Origin of the sequence: Pseudoalteromonas sp. DL-6, from assembly GCF_004328665.1 — a bacterium.
In the GTDB taxonomy this organism is placed as follows: Bacteria; Pseudomonadota; Gammaproteobacteria; order Enterobacterales; family Alteromonadaceae; genus Pseudoalteromonas.
In genome coordinates, this window is the sequence record NZ_CP019770.1 from 1552686 (window position 1) to 1569239 (window position 16554).

The 16554-nt window shown below is 40.4% G+C and carries 11 protein-coding genes; 5 read left to right on the forward strand and 6 right to left on the reverse strand.

Annotated features, from left to right (window positions below; genetic code table 11):
* Positions 1-10 precede the first annotated feature (10 nt).
* Positions 11-439 (reverse strand): hypothetical protein, encoded by a 429-nt coding sequence (locus tag B1F84_RS07145; RefSeq protein ID WP_010389934.1) that lies wholly within the window; start codon positions 437-439, stop codon positions 11-13.
* Between the two features lie 242 nt (positions 440-681).
* Between B1F84_RS07145 and B1F84_RS07150 the strand changes: the two genes are divergently transcribed.
* The 4 genes from B1F84_RS07150 (at position 682) to B1F84_RS07165 (ending at position 7457) form a co-directional block, all read left to right on the forward strand.
* On the forward strand, positions 682-1677 hold the full coding sequence (locus B1F84_RS07150) for an efflux RND transporter periplasmic adaptor subunit (RefSeq protein ID WP_055013297.1): 996 nt from the start codon (positions 682-684) through the stop codon (positions 1675-1677).
* A gap of 2 nt (positions 1678-1679) precedes the next feature.
* Positions 1680-4763 (forward strand): efflux RND transporter permease subunit, encoded by a 3084-nt coding sequence (locus B1F84_RS07155; RefSeq protein WP_010389937.1) that lies wholly within the window; start codon positions 1680-1682, stop codon positions 4761-4763.
* Between the two features lie 93 nt (positions 4764-4856).
* Complete coding sequence (locus B1F84_RS07160) at positions 4857-6752, forward strand: DUF294 nucleotidyltransferase-like domain-containing protein (protein ID WP_010389938.1); 1896 nt, start codon at positions 4857-4859, stop codon at positions 6750-6752.
* 3 nt (positions 6753-6755) lie between these two features.
* On the forward strand, positions 6756-7457 hold the full coding sequence (locus tag B1F84_RS07165; RefSeq protein WP_131691006.1) for a 3'-5' exonuclease: 702 nt from the start codon (positions 6756-6758) through the stop codon (positions 7455-7457).
* Positions 7458-7535: 78 nt separating this feature from the next.
* Here the strand turns inward: B1F84_RS07165 and B1F84_RS07170 are convergent, their stop codons facing one another.
* From B1F84_RS07170 to pxpB, 4 genes are all read right to left on the reverse strand, one after another.
* Positions 7536-9116 (reverse strand): BCCT family transporter, encoded by a 1581-nt coding sequence (locus tag B1F84_RS07170; RefSeq protein WP_010389940.1) that lies wholly within the window; start codon positions 9114-9116, stop codon positions 7536-7538.
* 778 nt (positions 9117-9894) lie between these two features.
* The gene (asnB, locus tag B1F84_RS07175; protein WP_131691007.1) at positions 9895-11562 is read right to left on the reverse strand and encodes an asparagine synthase B; all 1668 of its coding nucleotides are present in this window, start codon (positions 11560-11562) and stop codon (positions 9895-9897) included.
* A 320-nt stretch (positions 11563-11882) separates the two neighbouring features.
* A complete protein-coding gene (locus B1F84_RS07180) occupies positions 11883-12821 on the reverse strand; it encodes a biotin-dependent carboxyltransferase family protein (protein ID WP_131691008.1) in 939 nt (312 codons plus the stop codon).
* Positions 12814-13473 (reverse strand): 5-oxoprolinase subunit PxpB, encoded by a 660-nt coding sequence (pxpB, locus tag B1F84_RS07185; protein ID WP_131691009.1) that lies wholly within the window; start codon positions 13471-13473, stop codon positions 12814-12816. The genes B1F84_RS07180 and pxpB overlap by 8 nt, the downstream gene beginning before the upstream one ends.
* 178 nt (positions 13474-13651) lie before the next feature.
* On the opposite strand from pxpB, the gene msrA reads away from it, so the two are divergent.
* Complete coding sequence (msrA, locus tag B1F84_RS07190) at positions 13652-14959, forward strand: peptide-methionine (S)-S-oxide reductase MsrA (RefSeq protein ID WP_109874668.1); 1308 nt, start codon at positions 13652-13654, stop codon at positions 14957-14959.
* 638 nt (positions 14960-15597) lie between these two features.
* On the opposite strand, the gene B1F84_RS07195 is transcribed toward msrA, so the two are convergent.
* On the reverse strand, positions 15598-16476 hold the full coding sequence (locus B1F84_RS07195; RefSeq protein ID WP_010389946.1) for a LysR family transcriptional regulator: 879 nt from the start codon (positions 16474-16476) through the stop codon (positions 15598-15600).
* Positions 16477-16554 lie beyond the last annotated feature (78 nt).

A 16554-nucleotide genomic window follows, 5' to 3' on the forward strand; every position in this document is an offset into this window, starting at 1 on the left:
TTGAGCTTAATCAACGAATACAATAACTTTTATCTATCGGCGTAAGTGTAATTTTATTAGCTGAATTTACAAGAACACATTCTGTGTTTTTATCGAGTTTTTTCTTTTGAATAACCGTAAATTCACCTTCATCAGCAGCGTATAAGTTATACTGATAAGCCGTATTACCTCCCTCAAATAATGCAGTAAATAACCCTCCAACTAAACCGCCGACAATAGCGCCACCAATCATTTCTTCGCTGTTGCCATCTAAGCTGTCAACAAAGCCAAAACCCGCTCCCGCAGCTATGCCTGTTCCAACTTCAGAGGAAAGTGTTACTTTTTGCTCTGACTCAACAGATGCATAATAGCGTTTAATTAATTGATTTTGACTCGTACGATCAACCCCTTGTGATGCACAGCCACTAAGTAGTAAAACCAAAATTATACTTTTATTCATAAATACTCGTTTGTATATTCACTCTAATGACCAAATCATAGTGTTTAATACGCACAAAATATGTGGTGATTTTGTAGGCTGGTGTAAGAATATGTATTAAATACGTGGGTGTTTAATTTCAGCGTGTTGTTTTGCTAATTAGTCGTACTAAGCTATTTATTGATCATAGAGGTGTTAAACTGCGTAACATAATGGAAATAATAATTAATTAGGGTGATCCTTTGAAGTCGCAAAATCTTTTAATGGGCATAACGGCCTTATTTTTATCGGTTAGTTTGCCAGTAACTGGTGCTAGCGTGGTCGTTGAAAATATCGCTATGGAACAAGCCCAACAGCAGGTTCAGGCTGTTGGTAATGCTGAAGCTATCCATTCTGTTATTTTATATCCTGCCGTAGGTGACAAAGTAGCAGCGGTTCATTTTAAACCTGGCGATAAGGTTAAAGAAGGTGATATTTTACTTGAGCTAGATTCACGTAGGCAAAAAGCGGCCCTTGAAGAGGCTAAAATAAAATTAGCAGATAGTCAGCGAACTTTAAAACGTTTAAAACAAAGCCAAGCTAAAGGAGCTGTTCCGCAAAGTGATGTAGACGATGCAAAAACCATCGTGGAGCTTGCAAAAGTTACTCTCACTCAAGCCGAAACTGAATTAGAAGACCGCCAAGTCCGTGCCCCTTTTAATGGCACTATGGGGCTGACTGACATTGAAGTGGGTGACAGAATCACAACACAAACAATGATTGCTAGCATCGATGATACCCGCCAGTTATACATTAATTTTAACGCGCCTGAATCAGCGATTGCGATGCTCAGAAATAATGCTAGTGTACGCGTGTTCCCATGGCAATCGCAAGCGCCTGTTGAGGCAGAAATAGCTTATTTAGACTCACGTATAGACCCACAAACTCGTACCTTAAGAGTCAAAGCAAAGTTAAATAACAAAGATCAACAATTCTTACCGGGTATGAGTTTTCGAGTACATATAGAAGTATTAGGTCAACGCTTTGCCGCTATTCCTGAAGCAGCACTACTGTGGGGCGCAACGGGTCCATATGTGTGGACGAGTGTGGATAACAAAGCTACCCGGGTTGATGTGAAAATAGAGCAACGCTTGGCAGGGCGCTTACTCGTATCAGGGGCATTACAGCCAAACGATACGTTAGTTGTTGAAGGCGTTCAGCGCTTGCGAGCCAATCAAGAATTAAGCTTTACTGCACCTATCGCTAGTACGCAGGAGTAGCCATGAAACAGCAACCTATGATGCAAGACTTGCCGTCTATGGCAATTCGCCGCCCTGTACTTATTGTGGTGCTTAATTTATTAATAATTATTGCCGGTATCGCCGCTATAGCTGGCGTAGAAGTGCGAGAGCTTCCTGATGTCGATAGGCCGCGTATTACGGTATCAGCTTCGTTTCCAGGTGGTTCCCCAGAAACCGTTGACACTGAAGTCACCAGCAAACTTGAAGGTGCTGTTGCCCGTGTGAGTGGAGTTAAATCTATTCGTGCACAAAGTGAAGAAGGCAGCTCACGTATTGTGGTTGAATTTAGACCTGGTGTTAATCTGGATGATGCCGCTAATGAAACGCGCGAGTCAGTTTCGCGAGTGCAAAGAGAGCTCCCAGAAGAGGTTGAGCGTGTCTCCATTATAAAAGCCGATAATGATGCTGAGGCGGTCGTATCACTCACCGTATCAAGTGAGAGTTTATCGTTAGAGGCATTAACCGAGCGAGTTGATGTTGACTTAGCACCACAGTTTTTAACTATTCCCGGTGTTGCTGATGTGCGCTTAAACGGTGATAGAGAACGAGTGCTTAGAGTACGTATAGATCCGCTTAAGCTCAGTAGCTTTAATTTAACTATTCCTGATGTTGCTGACGTTCTCAGGCAAGCTCCCTTTGATGTGCCTGCAGGAAGTTTAAAATCAAACGATCAGCAAATTATTGTGCGTGCTGATGCTACTTCGGTTACACCAGATCAAGTCGGTGATATTATCATTCGTGGTGATACCCGTATTAGCGATATCGCCGCGGTATATTTTGGCCCGGCCGATCCACGCTCTATGGTTAGGCTCAATGGTAAACCCGTTATTGGTATGGAAATTATCCGCCAAGCGCAATCTAACACCATAGAAATATCAGATGAAGTTCTAAAGCTTATAGAGGGAATGCGTGAACGCTTTCCTCAGATGGAATTTACCTTAACATCAGATGATGCACAATTTATTAGAAGTTCAGTGGATGAAGTTATTAACTCATTAGTGCTGACAGTGCTGCTAGTGATCATTACTTTATGGGTGTTTATTGGCTCATGGCGCGCAACCTTAGTGCCAGCATTTGCCATTCCGGTTGCCTTGATAGGCTCGTTAGCACTGATATGGGCACTGGGTTTTTCCATTAATATTTTAACCTTACTCGCATTGGTACTTGCGACTGGTTTAATCGTTGATGATGCGATTGTGGTGAGTGAAAACATTCAACGCCAGCGTGGGTTAGGGCTAGGCAGGCGTGCCGCAGCGGTTGTTGGTACCCGTGAAGTATTTTTTGCCGTTATTGCCACCACGGCAGTGTTAGCAGCTGTGTTTGTTCCCATCGCTTTTTTACCCTCTACAGCAGGGCGTTTATTCAGAGAGTTTGGCGGTGTTCTTGCCGGTGCAGTGATCATATCAAGCTTTGTTGCGTTATCGTTAGTGCCGGCACTTACCTCTAAGCTAAAGCTTAAACAAGGCGGTTTTCATCCATTTGCTAAGCTTGGTAACGTACTTGCTAATTTATATACCAAAACAATTCATAAAGTACTCGATCATGCGTGGCTTACCTTTATTGCTTGTTTATTAGTGGCTGGTGGTTCAGGTGCGTTGTATATGAGCTTAGATAACGAGTTACTACCAACAGAAGATCGCGGTAAAATTAGAATATTTGCTCGTGGTCCAGATGGCGTAGGCTTAAACTTTATGGACAGGCAAGCCATTAAAATGGAAGACACCTTACTGCCTTTCGTCGAAAGCGGTGAAATTGAATCTATTTACACAGTAGTTGGTCAATGGGACCCTAATATTGTGTTCATCACTGTACCTTTAAAGCACTGGGATGAACGTAACTTTAGTCAACAAGAAATCATCAATAAAATTCGTCAGCCTTTAATGAATATTCCTGGAGCACCCGCATACGCAGGAGGCGCTAATAGTTTAAATTTACGTGGCCAAGGTGGCGGAATCGAAATTGCTTTGCTGGGGCAAGATTACCTTGAAATATTTAAAGCTGCACAGCAGTTTTCAGCAGATCTTGAAAAAGCAGTACCTGAGGTTGCACCTGTTCGCGTATCGTATCAGCCATCGCAACCACAACTTCGCGTCAATATAGACAGACGACGCGCAGAAGAACTCGGTGTATCGTTAAGTGATATAGCCATTACTTTAAGAGCTGCCATTAATGGCGACGATATAGCCGATTTAAATATTGGCGATCAGTCAATACCAATTATGTTACAGGCTCAAAATCAAACCATTAATGACCCCAGTGATTTAGCAAATTTATATGTAAGCGCCCGCGATAATCAATTAGTACCGCTCAGTAGTGTCGCTAATATTACAGAGGAAGGCGTAGCTGCAGAGCTTGAGCGCCATGCTCAGCGACGTGCCATAGAATTAAGCATGGAATTACCCGAAGGTTTAACTATTGCCACGCTGGTTGAGCAAATAAAACAAGTGTCTGAGCAATCATTACCAGCAGGTATTACTTTAGCGTTTAAAGGGGAAGCTCTGACATTTGAAGAGACCTCAAACGAAGTATTAATGACCTATGTATTGGCATTTTTAATTGTATTTTTAGTATTGGCAGCACAATTTGAAAACGTTAACAGCGCCATTGTGGTGATGATTACTGTGCCATTTGGTATTACATCCGCTATTTTAGCACTGTATTTAACCGGCACATCACTCAATATTTATTCGCAAATTGGTCTGGTAATGCTTATTGGTTTAATCGCTAAAAACGCAATTTTATTGGTCGAGTTTGCTGATCAATTAAGAGATAACGGGCTTAGTGTTCGAAAAGCGGTTGAACAAGCTGCACTGGTACGCCTACGACCCATTACCATGACCTTAATTTCTACTTTATTGGGTGCATTACCGCTTATTATGTCAACAGGTGCGGGCGCTGAGGCGCGTAATGCGATTGGCTGGGTGGTGTTTGGTGGACTAGCATTAGCGGTATTGTTTACGCTTTATTTAACACCGGTGATTTATTTAGGACTTGCACGTTTTACCAGCCCTCGCGGCGATGAGTCAAAACAATTAGCGCAGGAGTTAGAGCAAGTAGATAATTAATCGCTAACTATTTACGTAAATTGGCTATTTTTCTTTGAAAAAATAGCCAATTAGGCTCACAATTCAACTAGATTCACGCCACAAGGATTCCCTATGCAGGCCGAGCAAGTTGAAATAGCCCAATTTTTAGTTGAACATCCCCCATTTGATACGCTTCCTACTGAGGCATTGAACGAATTAGCAATGCAAATAGAGGTTGCTTACTTTCGTGCCGAAACTGATATCCTGCATTTAGGGCAAGATATTAGTGACTTGTATATTATTCGTAGTGGCTCAGTTGAGATTTCACGTCGTAATGGTGAACTCTATAACCGCTTAGCTACAGGCGGTATTTTTGGCCAAATGGGTTTATTGATGAACCGCAAAGTGCGGTTTCCAGCTCGTGCACTTGAAGATACCTTAACGTATTGTATTAATGTTAATACCTTCAACGAATACTGTGATAAATACGAAACCTTTGCTGACTTTTTCGAAGTGGATGGCAACGTACGCTTGCACCAAGCAATAGTAGAGCAAGCCGACAGCAATGATTTAACCACCGCAAAAGTTAAATCATTATTACATCGCGATGTAGTCACTGTTACTACACAAACCCCCATACAAGACGTCGCGTTTTTGATGACACAAGAATCGGTCTCTTCAGTACTTGTTACTGATATAGAAAAACAAATAAGCGACGATCCAGAAGAAGACGACGGTCAAGTCGTTGGAATTATAACCGACAGAGACATTCGCACTAAAGTGGTCGCCCAAGGGTTAACATATGATACACCCGCCAAAGAAGTAATGACATCAAGCTTAGTACTACTTGATAGCAACGCCTATGTGTTTGAAGCCGTTTTAGCCATGCTCAGAGATAACTTACATCACTTGCCTGTGGTACATAAAAAGCGACCAATAGGGGTGATATCGCTATCTGATATTTTACGCTATGAATCACAAAGTAGCTTATTGTTAGTACGCGGTATTTTAGCTCAACAATCGGTAGATGACTTAGTTCATTACGCCCGCCAATTACCTAATGTGTTTGTGCGTATGGTAAACGAAGATGCTAATTCGCATATGATAGGGACCGCTATGGCAGTAATAGGACGTACCTTTAAACAGCGCCTATTAGCGCTAGCTGAAGAAAAGTTTGGCGAGCCGCCCATTCCTTATTGTTTTATTGCGCTGGGCTCAATGGCACGGGATGAGCAGTTAATTGTAACCGATCAAGATAATGCACTGATTTTAGATAATAGCTTCGATGAGGCATTGCACGATGAGTATTTTCAAAACTTATCAGACTTTGTGTGTGATGGCTTGGCTAAGTGTGGCTATACCTATTGTGATGGTGAAATTATGGCCTCGTTTAAAAAATGGCGTATGACCCGCGAACAATGGCAAGAAAAATTTGCTAGCTGGATGGCCGAGCCCAAACCGCAAGCACTGCTCAATAGCTCGATATTTTTTGACTTAGATGGTGTGTGGGGTAAGTTAAAGTGGGCCGATGAGCTTAAAACGCTGGTGGCAAAAGAAAGCAAAGTAAATAAACGCTTTTTAGCTAACCTTGCTGCTAATGCTCGCAATCGAACGCCACCATTGGGATTTTTTAACGGCTTTGTACTTGAGCACAATGGCCAACATAAGCGCTCAATGAACTTAAAACGTCGTGGTACAGCGCCGCTATCTGATGTGGTTCGCGTTCATGCATTAGCGGTCGGTTCACGTAAACAAAATTCGTTTGAGCGCTTAGAGGATATTATCGAGGCTAACTTATTACCCAAAGGCAAAGCACAAGATTTGCGTGATGCATTTGAATATATTGCCACTGTACGTATTCGCCATCAGGCATGGCAGATAGAGCAGGGTGAAGCGCCCGATAATGATTTAGATCCGCATTTACTCTCACCATTTGAGCAAAGTAATTTAAAAGAAGCTTTTGCGATTTTAGAAAAAGCGCAAAGCTTTTTAAAGTTTAGTTATTCTGCTCATTCAGGTGTGAAATAAGTTATGGCTAAATCACCGTTAGATTGGCCACGTCGTTACGAGCAGCTTTTACATAGTGCGCAAAACTCGTTGCTTAAGGAGTTTTATAAGCAGGCATTTACCAATCAGACTACTCCACTTAAAGATGTACCTTTTGTGGCGCTAGATTTTGAAACAACAGGTCTGGACGCTAATACCGATGATATTGTTAGTGTGGGGTTAGTGCCTTTCAATGTTAATCGTATTTACTGTAAAGAGAGCCGCCATTGGGTAGTACAACCACGACGAGATTTGAGTGAAGAGTCGATTGTTATCCATGGTATTACCCACTCAGAAGTGGACGAAGCTCCCGACCTCAATCGAATTTTAGCCCCACTTCTTGATGCACTTAAAGGGAAAGTGGTGGTGGTGCATTATGCCGCCATTGAGCGCCACTTTTTTTATAATGCGCTGCTCACACGTATAAAAGAAGGGATTGAATTTGCTCTAGTCGACACTATGGAAATTGAAAGGCGAGCGCTTAGAGCGCGTCAAGGGCTACTAGGTAGGCTATTTAATACAAAACTAGGCTCATTACGGTTAAGTGATACAAGGGAGCGTTATTCCTTGCCATTGTATCAAAACCATAATGCACTGACTGACGCTTTAGCCACCGCAGAATTACTGCAAGCTCAGCTGAGTTATCATTATCGGTTAGATACGCCACTAAGTGAAATTTGGCTTTAGTGAAACGTTATAAAAATATTATAGGAAAAATAGAGTAAAAAAAACGCCGCAATTAGCGGCGTTTTTTAATGTAGGGTGTTATTTAACTGGGCGAGGCTCAGTTCGTAAACCTAAAATTAAGCTTACACACATTAATAGTAAAACAATGGTAAACGGTAGACCGGTTGAAATAGCCCCTGCTTGTAGTGCTTCAATCGCTTGAGTACCACCAATCCAAAGTAATGCAGCAGCAATTGCGCCCTCAACAGTAGCCCAAAAAATACGCTGTGGTACCGGTGCATCAATTTTGCCACCTGCTGTGATTGAATCAATTACAAGTGATCCTGAATCAGAAGAGGTAATAAAGAATACCAGTACTAATACAATAGCAATGAAAGAAAGCACACTCGCCATTGGCATTTCATCAAGCATTTGGAACATCGCCATAGGCACACTTGTTAGACCGTCAGTCCCAAGAGCACCAATACCATTAACTACTTGGTCAATTGCGATGCCACCATAGATAGACATCCACAGGATAGTAACCGCTGTTGGAATAAGTAATACCGCGGTTAAAAATTCACGGATTGTACGACCACGCGAAACACGCGCAATAAACATACCTACAAACGGTGACCATGAAATCCACCAAGCCCAGTAGAATACTGTCCAACCATGCATCCATGTTTCATCTTCACGGCCATGTGGGTTACTCAATGGAATAATGTTCTCTACATACCCCATTACCGTGTTAGGGATATTACCCATAGAGACCGCAAAACCAACTAAACATACAAATACTAGTAATACTAAAGCAATGAGCATATTTACGTTACTAAGTAATTTAACGCCGCCATCAATGCCTCTAATAACAGAGACGACTGCTAGTAACGTAACACCTGTAATAACCAGAATTTGTGAACCTACGCCACCTTCAAAACCAAATACATGATTAATACCGGCAGAAGCTTGTTGTGCACCTAGCCCAAGTGACGTTGCTAAACCAAATAAGGTTGCTAATACAGCTAAAATATCAATTATGTGACCAGGCCACCCCCACGCTTTATCACCTAAAATTGGGTAAAAAATCGAACGAATAGAAAGCGGTAAGCCTTTATTGTAAGTAAAAAATGCTAACGAAAGCGCAACTACAGCATAAATTGCCCAAGGGTGAAGACCCCAATGGAACATAGTTGCACCCATTGCCATTTTCGCGGCTTCTGGTGTGTTAGCTGTTACATTGAGCGGCGTTTCATACCAACCAGTGTAGTATGCAACTGGTTCAGCAACCCCCCAGAACATTAAGCCAATACCCATACCTGCAGCAAATAACATTGCCAGCCAAGAAATACGAGAATGCGATGGTTTAGCATCGTCACCGCCTAAGCGGATATTGCCATATGGTGAAAAAATTAAAACTAAACAAAAAATAACAAAGAAGTTGGCAGCCCACATAAATAAGCCGTCAAAATTATTAATAATATCGGTTTTGATACCATTTAGTGTTGTTTTAGCTACTTCGGCATCTGACACTAGTACGGCGATTAAAAAAAGTGCTATTAACCCTGCACTGATCCCGAATACAGGGTTATGTATATCAAATCCCCACTTTTGTACGTTGTCTTGACCTACGGTGTAGTCCGTATTATCAATACTGTACTTGTCATGATTCTCGCTCATGCAATACCTCATTGGTTAATGAAACAGGTTGGCTTAATGCCAGTTTTTTATAGTTCACTGTATTCGTCTTATTAGATTTATAACTAAAGCTAATAACACGAATAGTTAGAAGACTAACTAATTTAATTGCCCATCATACCTTTACTAATAGGGGAGTTAAATATTAAATGCAAAAGATTTAACACTTTGGCAAAACTTTAAGCTACTTTTGTCTTTTTATTGTACATATCTGGCAGCTGAACAAATGATAACTAATGTGTCAGCTAATTATTTTATAGTCGTATATAGCATTGAATGCAAAGCTAAGTGAATGAATATTCGGCCTAATCAGACAAGTAAATAACTAAAAAAACGCTATTGAATACGTAAAAAACTAAGTCAGCGTTTTAAAATCACTATTCATTTATTAAATGATTTTTTAATGACATTTTAACTATGTTTTTATGATTTGGGATAATGAGCTAGATAGATATTGTTCATGAGGTTAATGAAAAAGCGAGATTGAAATAGTTTTTATAAAAAGCGACTAAATCTTACTGTTTAAACTAAATTGGTCAAAGGTTTATTTCATCTTTGCGATTTAATTTACAAAAATGGCAAAGAAACGCTGCGCTTGTAAAGAAGTGACAAATAACAGTGATTAAACATAAATGATTAAATTGAATGGTTTTGATTTCTCATTCACTTCTTTTAGTGGAATAAAAATTTCAAGAAATTATTCATTAAGACAGCGAAGAAAAGCTGCAGTTTTTAACCTGCAGCGTAGATAGGGGGGTAACTATTTTTTATATGCTTCATTGTGAACGCCTGCGGCGCGCCCAGATGGATCTGCATTGTTTTGAAATGATGCATCCCACGCCAGTGCTTCGGGGGTTGAACATGCTACTGATTTACCATGTGGTACACAGTTAGCAGAGGCATCGCCCGGGAAGTGCGATTCAAAAATACGGCGGTAAAAATACGCTTCTTTTGAATCTGGCGTGTTAATTGGGTATTTAAATTTAGCATTCGCTAGTTCTTGATCTGTTACTTGCTCATTCACATACTCTTTTAAAGTATCAATCCAGCTGTAGCCAACACCATCAGAGAATTGTTCTTTTTGACGCCATAACACTTCGTCTGGAAGGTAGCCGTCGAAGCCAGCACGTAAAATATGCTTTTCAATTTTTTCGTCTTTACACATTTTAGCTTCTGGGTTGATGCGCATTGCCACATCAACAAATTCTTTATCTAAAAATGGCACGCGTGCTTCAACACCCCAAGCAGCCATTGATTTATTAGCACGTAAACAATCAAACATATGCAGTTTTGATACTTTACGGTTTAGCTCTTCATGAAACTCTTGTGCATTGGGTGCTTTATGAAAATATAAATAACCACCAAATAATTCATCGGCACCTTCACCTGAAAGTACCATTTTAATGCCCATAGCTTTAATTTGGCGTGCCATTAAGTACATAGGGGTTGATGCACGAATAGTGGTTACATCGTAGGTTTCAATGTGATAAATCACTTCTTTAAGAGCATCAATACCTTGTTGAATAGTAAAAATAATAGGGTGGTGAATAGTACCTATCATATCAGCCACTTTTTGCGCTGCAGCTAAATCGGGTGAGCCCTCTAAACCCACAGAAAATGAGTGCAGTTTAGGCCACCAAGCGTCACTTTCGTCGTTGTCTTCAATACGTTTTGCAGCAAAATGTTGAGTAATAGCTGAAATAACCGACGAATCTAATCCACCTGATAGTAATACACCGTAAGGTACGTCACACATAAGCTGGCGTTTTACCGCGGCTTCTAGAGCATCTTTTACATCTTCTGCCTTGGCATCGTTGTTTTTAACTGCGTCGTAGCTTTGCCAATCACGTTGGTAGTACGGTGTTAATTTACCGTCTTTGCTGTAAAGGAAATGCCCCGGTGGGAACTCCTCAATATGTTTACAAATAGGTGAAAGCGCTTTTAGCTCTGATGCTACATAAAAGTTGCCATGCTCGTCGTGGCCTGTATACAGCGGAATAATACCAATATGGTCGCGACCAATTAGATAAGCATCTTGCTCTTCATCATATAAACAAAAGGCAAAAATACCATTTAAGTCATCTAAAAATGCAGGCCCTTTTTGTTTATACAGGGCTAAAATAACTTCACAATCTGACTGGGTTTGAAAATCAAACTCGACTTCTAAATTAGCGGCAAGCTCTTTGTGGTTATAAATTTCGCCATTTACCGCTAAAATATGCGTTTTTTCTGGGTTGTATAATGGTTGCGCACCGCTTGATACGCCTACTATTGCTAAGCGTTCGTGCACTAAAATTGCTTTGTCTGATGAATACACCCCTGACCAATCAGGCCCGCGGTGGCGAAGCAGTTTGGACATTTCGATTGCCTGAGCGCGTAACTGGCTGGGATCCGATTTAATATCGAGTACGCCGAATATTGAACACATAATTTTTCCTCATTCCTATTAAGTGCCTACGATAGCGAGTTTGCTAAAGACTAACCTTGTTTTATCAGAAATAAATACCTAAGTCACACGGCTTTTTTAAAATAATAAGAATAATTTATGCACCAAATAAATTGGCGTTGCACCAATGTGGTGATATTGGCAAGGAGATTAAAATGCAATGTGCAATTTTTAATTTAAAATTACGTTAAAGTTAAATTAAATTGCAACAATTAGTTCGCCTTGCACCAAGAAAGTGCAAAGCGAAAAATAAATAAATAGCGGTTGAGTTACTCAGTGAGTGAGCGTGAGTGCACTATTAATTAATCCCAGTAGCGGCTTAAACTCAGCTTAAGTTGTGCTAGGTGAGCATCGAGCTTATTTTTTGCAGCATTTGCTTGCTCAAGTGATACAAATTCAAAGGTGATTGGATCAGCAGTTCTAAATTGTGCAAACTGATGTAAGTCGGCTTCTATCACATGCGCTATTAAAGGATAACCCCCCGTTGTTTGCCCGTCATTTAATAACACTATAGGATTGCCATCAGGTGGAAGCTGTATGCTCCCAGGTGCTACGGCTACAGAGGGCAATGAAAGTGTATGTTGCATAATATCAGCATTTTTATGGTCTAGGCGTACGCCCATACGATTACTATTTGGATTAATAGTAAATGCGGTATCACAAAAAGCATTAATGCACTCGGGTGTTAGTAGCTCATAATGAGGACCAACATGTAAACGGATAATATTACGTTTTGGCGGGGTAAGGGCGCCCTTATTACATAACCAAGGTTTAGTATAAGGACTTATGGCTACCACATCGCCACTTTGCAGTGCACGGCCATTAAAGCCTCCAATGGCTGCCCCTAAATCGGTAGATTTAGAACCCATAACCTCTGGGCATTCAATACCGCCTTTTACTGCAATATAAGCACGGGAGCCACCACGGCCAGTTGCAAATTTAAGTGTTTGCATTGCTTTTATTGGGTAACTCCAGCCTGGATAAAGTGGGTGTCCATCAAGGGTTGCTTTGAGGTCGGCTCCATGAAGGGCAATAACGGTATCACACTGAAATTGCAGTTCGCATAAACCCACGGTTAATTCCAGCACGGCAGCGTTGTCGGTGTTATTTAATAAACGGTTCGCAATAATGTGTGCATAGGTATCAAGGCTGCCTGAGCGGCTTAGCCCTAAATGTCGAAAACCCACACGGCCTAAATCTTGGATTGTTAGTTGAATACCGCTCTTGATTACTTTAATCATTGCTTACTCCTTTTACAGGCACAAACTCTATGGTATCGCCAGGTTTAAATAAGCAAGGATTAGCCGCTTTAGAATCAAATAAGCAGGCATCAGTGTAAGCTATAATATGCCAACCACCTGGCGAATCTTCAGGGTAAATACCAGTTTGATCTGCTCCAATAGCAATTGCGCCTTTAGGTACACTCACTCGCGGGTTATCGCGCCTTGGGGTAAATAACCGTGAGTTGAGCCCATGTAAATAAGGAAAACCGGGAACAAAGCCTAAAAATAGAACGTGATATAACTCTTTACTATGTAAGTTAATCACTTCATCAATTGTGAGTTGATGATAGTTAGCTACGTAATCTAAATCTTCACCTTGGTAGTAGGTATTAATTTGGTGGTGCTGGCTATCAAACGGGTAATCATCCACTTCATCCCATAACTTAGCTAAGGTGTTGTACCATTTATTAAGCATTTCTGAGGACTTTAAATACAAAGTTAACGAGTTCATAGCTGGTACCAAATCGATAAATTCATTGCTGTTTTTACAGTGTTGGGCGAGTGCCCAAAGCTTTTTTTGCGTTGCAAGTATGTGTGGTTCGCTGTAGTGAGAAACATCAAAAAGCAGGCTAGAGTTCGTTAAAATTTTTATACTAGGAATCATGCTCATATCGATAACTCATTAATATTAATTACATTTAAGCTATCACAGTCGTTGTACTATTACGATATTAATAGACAAGCTCGGATCGAATAAACTCCCTCATTCGTAAAGTTTTGTTGTGTGTGAAATTTATTGTTGAGTTCACAGGTCTGCTTTAGAGTAACTAAAACTAAGAGGTAATCGTATGTTTAAGGGGTTAATATTAGCTACATTTGCTATGTTGGGATTACTAAGTACGATGAGCGCTATCTCGTCAGATGAGGTAACTAAATCCAGTGATTTAAATGCCACTATGCATGTAGAAAAGCTAGTGCTTGGCTCGGGTTGTTTTTGGGGGGCAGAAAAACGCTATGAAGCACTTAATGGAGTACTCGATGCAGAGTCGGGCTATGCCGATGGGCATGGGTTTAAACCAACCTACAAAAATATAACTAAGTTATCGCGTCGCTTCGATGAAGATAACTACGCTGAAGTGGTGCAGGTTACATTTAATAGCAATATTATTTCGGCAAAAGAGCTGCTGCAAAATTATTACGAAAGCCACGATCCGACTCAAAAAAACCGCCAAGGTAATGATGTAGGCACGCAGTATCGCTCTATTATTTTAACTACAAGTGACGAGCAAGCAAACACCGCGATTGCTGTAACACAGCAGTACCAGCAGTTACTCACCAAAGCAGGTTATGGAACAATAGCTACACAAATTAAGCCACTAGAGCAATTTTATTCTGCTGAAGAGTATCATCAAAATTACCTTGAAAAAAATCCAAACGGTTATTGCCCAGACCATTCAACCGGTGTTGTTTTTAGTCAAGACGAAAAGCAGCAGGTTGATAACACTGCATTGTCGACTGGCAAACAAATTGTTATTTTAGACTCTCGCGATTACTGCCCTTACTGTGAAAAGTTTAAAGCGGCGGTAGCCAATGACTACAAAGGCACAATACCAATGACATTTCGCCATGCTGATCAGCTTAGCGGCTTAACTATCAAAAGTGCAACTTGGGCTACACCCACCATACTATTTTTAGAAGATGGAGTAGAAGTGTATTCTCGCCAAGGTTATATGGATGCCGAGCTGTTTTATAAAGCGCTAGGTGCATTTAAACTCGGTGACAGTGAAGCTTATAAAGTAGCGTTTAACGCTAAAACCGACAGCCCATATTGCAAAGAATACGCTATTTTTAAAAACACCCCCGATGGCATTTTTATCGATAAACTCAGTGGTGAACCCTTGTTTGATACCCGCGACAGATTTAATTCGGGTACTGGCTGGTTGTCGTTTACACACCCTGTAAAAGACAGCGTAACGCAGCATGAAGATAACAGTTGGGGCATGCAACGTATTGAGCTTAAATCTAAAAGTACCGGGATTCATTTAGGGCATTTATTCCCCGGTGAAGGGCCAAATGGTCAAGATAGATATTGTATTAATGCCACTGTCTTAGAATTTGTTGCTCGTGAGGAAATAAACAGATCAGATGATGTTTAAATAAGGAAATTTTAAGCAAAAAAAAGCAGCGATACTTAAAAAAGGGCGCTGCATTTCAATTGACAACATCTTCACACACAATAAAGATTCGGGGGGTTGTATTAGTAAAAACTAATGCTGAATTATTGTTGCTGATGTGAATGTAAATAAAAACAACTCAAGCTCAGTCACCACCGAACTTGAGTTGCTTTTTACACTGACAACATCTTCACACACAATAAAGATTCTTATATTTATTGGCGGGTGTAAGCGTAAAATAAAAACAACCCAAGCTAAGTCACCACCGAACTTGAGCTGTTTTTTACACTGACAACATCTTCACACACAATAAAGATTCTTTTTTACTAGCTTGTTGTTACAAACTAATTAAATTTGGTTTCAGTAACGCGTTTTATTATTTTTGGTCGTTGCTGATTTGTTGAGTTAACTTTAGAGCTTTTACTCAATTTCGACAAGCGATAAAAACAAAACTAATAAGTGAAAAAAACTAATCTATAAATTCAGTCAACAAGGGGCTGCTCAAGTAGTTGATAATGCTGGTTATATTTTATTTTTTGAGGTTTACGTGATACACGAAAAAAATATTTTAAAAAGGTCGTAAATAATAAAACGCCCATAAAAGGGCGTTTAATTAATAGTCACTTTGTTTGTCTGAAGGTGTTAATTACCCACTTGGCAAATAAGTCGAGCGGGTGGTTTGCCGTACTAGAGCCGTGTTGTACCAAGTAGTATTTATCTTTGGTGGTAAGGGGTTGTTCAAACAGTTTATAGAGCCATTGCTCATCCAGCCAGCTTTGGCTAATTGGCAGAGGAATAAGTGCAATCCCCATTCCTTGTTGCGCCGCTCTTGCTACACCAAACATACTATCTATTTGAATAATTTGTGTTGGTGAAAAGTCATCAATCCCAACTTTTTCTGCCCACTGATGCCAAGCCCAAGGCCGTGCTTTATGCACAATAAGCGGCACTTGATTAAGCGCTTGGCAATGATCGTTTTGCCATTGTTCAAGTAGTTTTTTATTACACGCTGGAATATATTCTAAATTAAATAACTCAGTAGCCAGTCCATCAAGCGGTTTACTTGAAGATAAAATTATAGATAAATCACTTTGGCGAGTTAGTTCTTTGCGCGTTTTGAGGGTATCCATGTGTAAATTAATATTAGGGTGCTCGCTGGTCCATTCACTGAGCTTAGGCATTAACAATTCACTGGCAAAAAATTCGGGCAGAGTAATGGTTAAGTTTACATTTTGTTGTAACTGACTAAATTCATTAATGGTGCTCTCTAGCATATTTATAATTGGATAAATTGCTTCAAAAAAGTTTTTACCTGCAGGCGTTAAACTAATAGAGCGAGTTTGTCTTTGAAATAAATCAATGCCTAGCTGCTCTTCTAGCTGTTTAATTTGGTGGCTTACAGCCGAGGGCGTTAAGTAAAGCTCTTTAGCAGCATGTTTAAAACTTAAGCTTTTTGCGGCAAAACAAAAAGAGCGAAGGCCGCGAATAGGTGTTTGCATGGTATCCAGTATAAAGTTATTTCAATCGCCTAGTAATAGGCAATAATTAAACCAAAAATAAAAACTAACTATATCAGC

Coding starts and splice junctions, on each gene's coding strand:
- B1F84_RS07145 (WP_010389934.1), bottom strand. CDS start 439: ATGAATAAAAGTATAATTTTGGTTTTACTACTTAGTGGCTGTGCATCA.
- B1F84_RS07150 (WP_055013297.1), top strand. CDS start 682: ATGGGCATAACGGCCTTATTTTTATCGGTTAGTTTGCCAGTAACTGGT.
- B1F84_RS07155 (WP_010389937.1), top strand. CDS start 1,680: ATGAAACAGCAACCTATGATGCAAGACTTGCCGTCTATGGCAATTCGC.
- B1F84_RS07160 (WP_010389938.1), top strand. CDS start 4,857: ATGCAGGCCGAGCAAGTTGAAATAGCCCAATTTTTAGTTGAACATCCC.
- B1F84_RS07165 (WP_131691006.1), top strand. CDS start 6,756: ATGGCTAAATCACCGTTAGATTGGCCACGTCGTTACGAGCAGCTTTTA.
- B1F84_RS07170 (WP_010389940.1), bottom strand. CDS start 9,116: ATGAGCGAGAATCATGACAAGTACAGTATTGATAATACGGACTACACC.
- asnB (WP_131691007.1), bottom strand. CDS start 11,562: ATGTGTTCAATATTCGGCGTACTCGATATTAAATCGGATCCCAGCCAG.
- B1F84_RS07180 (WP_131691008.1), bottom strand. CDS start 12,821: ATGATTAAAGTAATCAAGAGCGGTATTCAACTAACAATCCAAGATTTA.
- pxpB (WP_131691009.1), bottom strand. CDS start 13,473: ATGAGCATGATTCCTAGTATAAAAATTTTAACGAACTCTAGCCTGCTT.
- msrA (WP_109874668.1), top strand. CDS start 13,652: ATGTTTAAGGGGTTAATATTAGCTACATTTGCTATGTTGGGATTACTA.
- B1F84_RS07195 (WP_010389946.1), bottom strand. CDS start 16,476: ATGCAAACACCTATTCGCGGCCTTCGCTCTTTTTGTTTTGCCGCAAAA.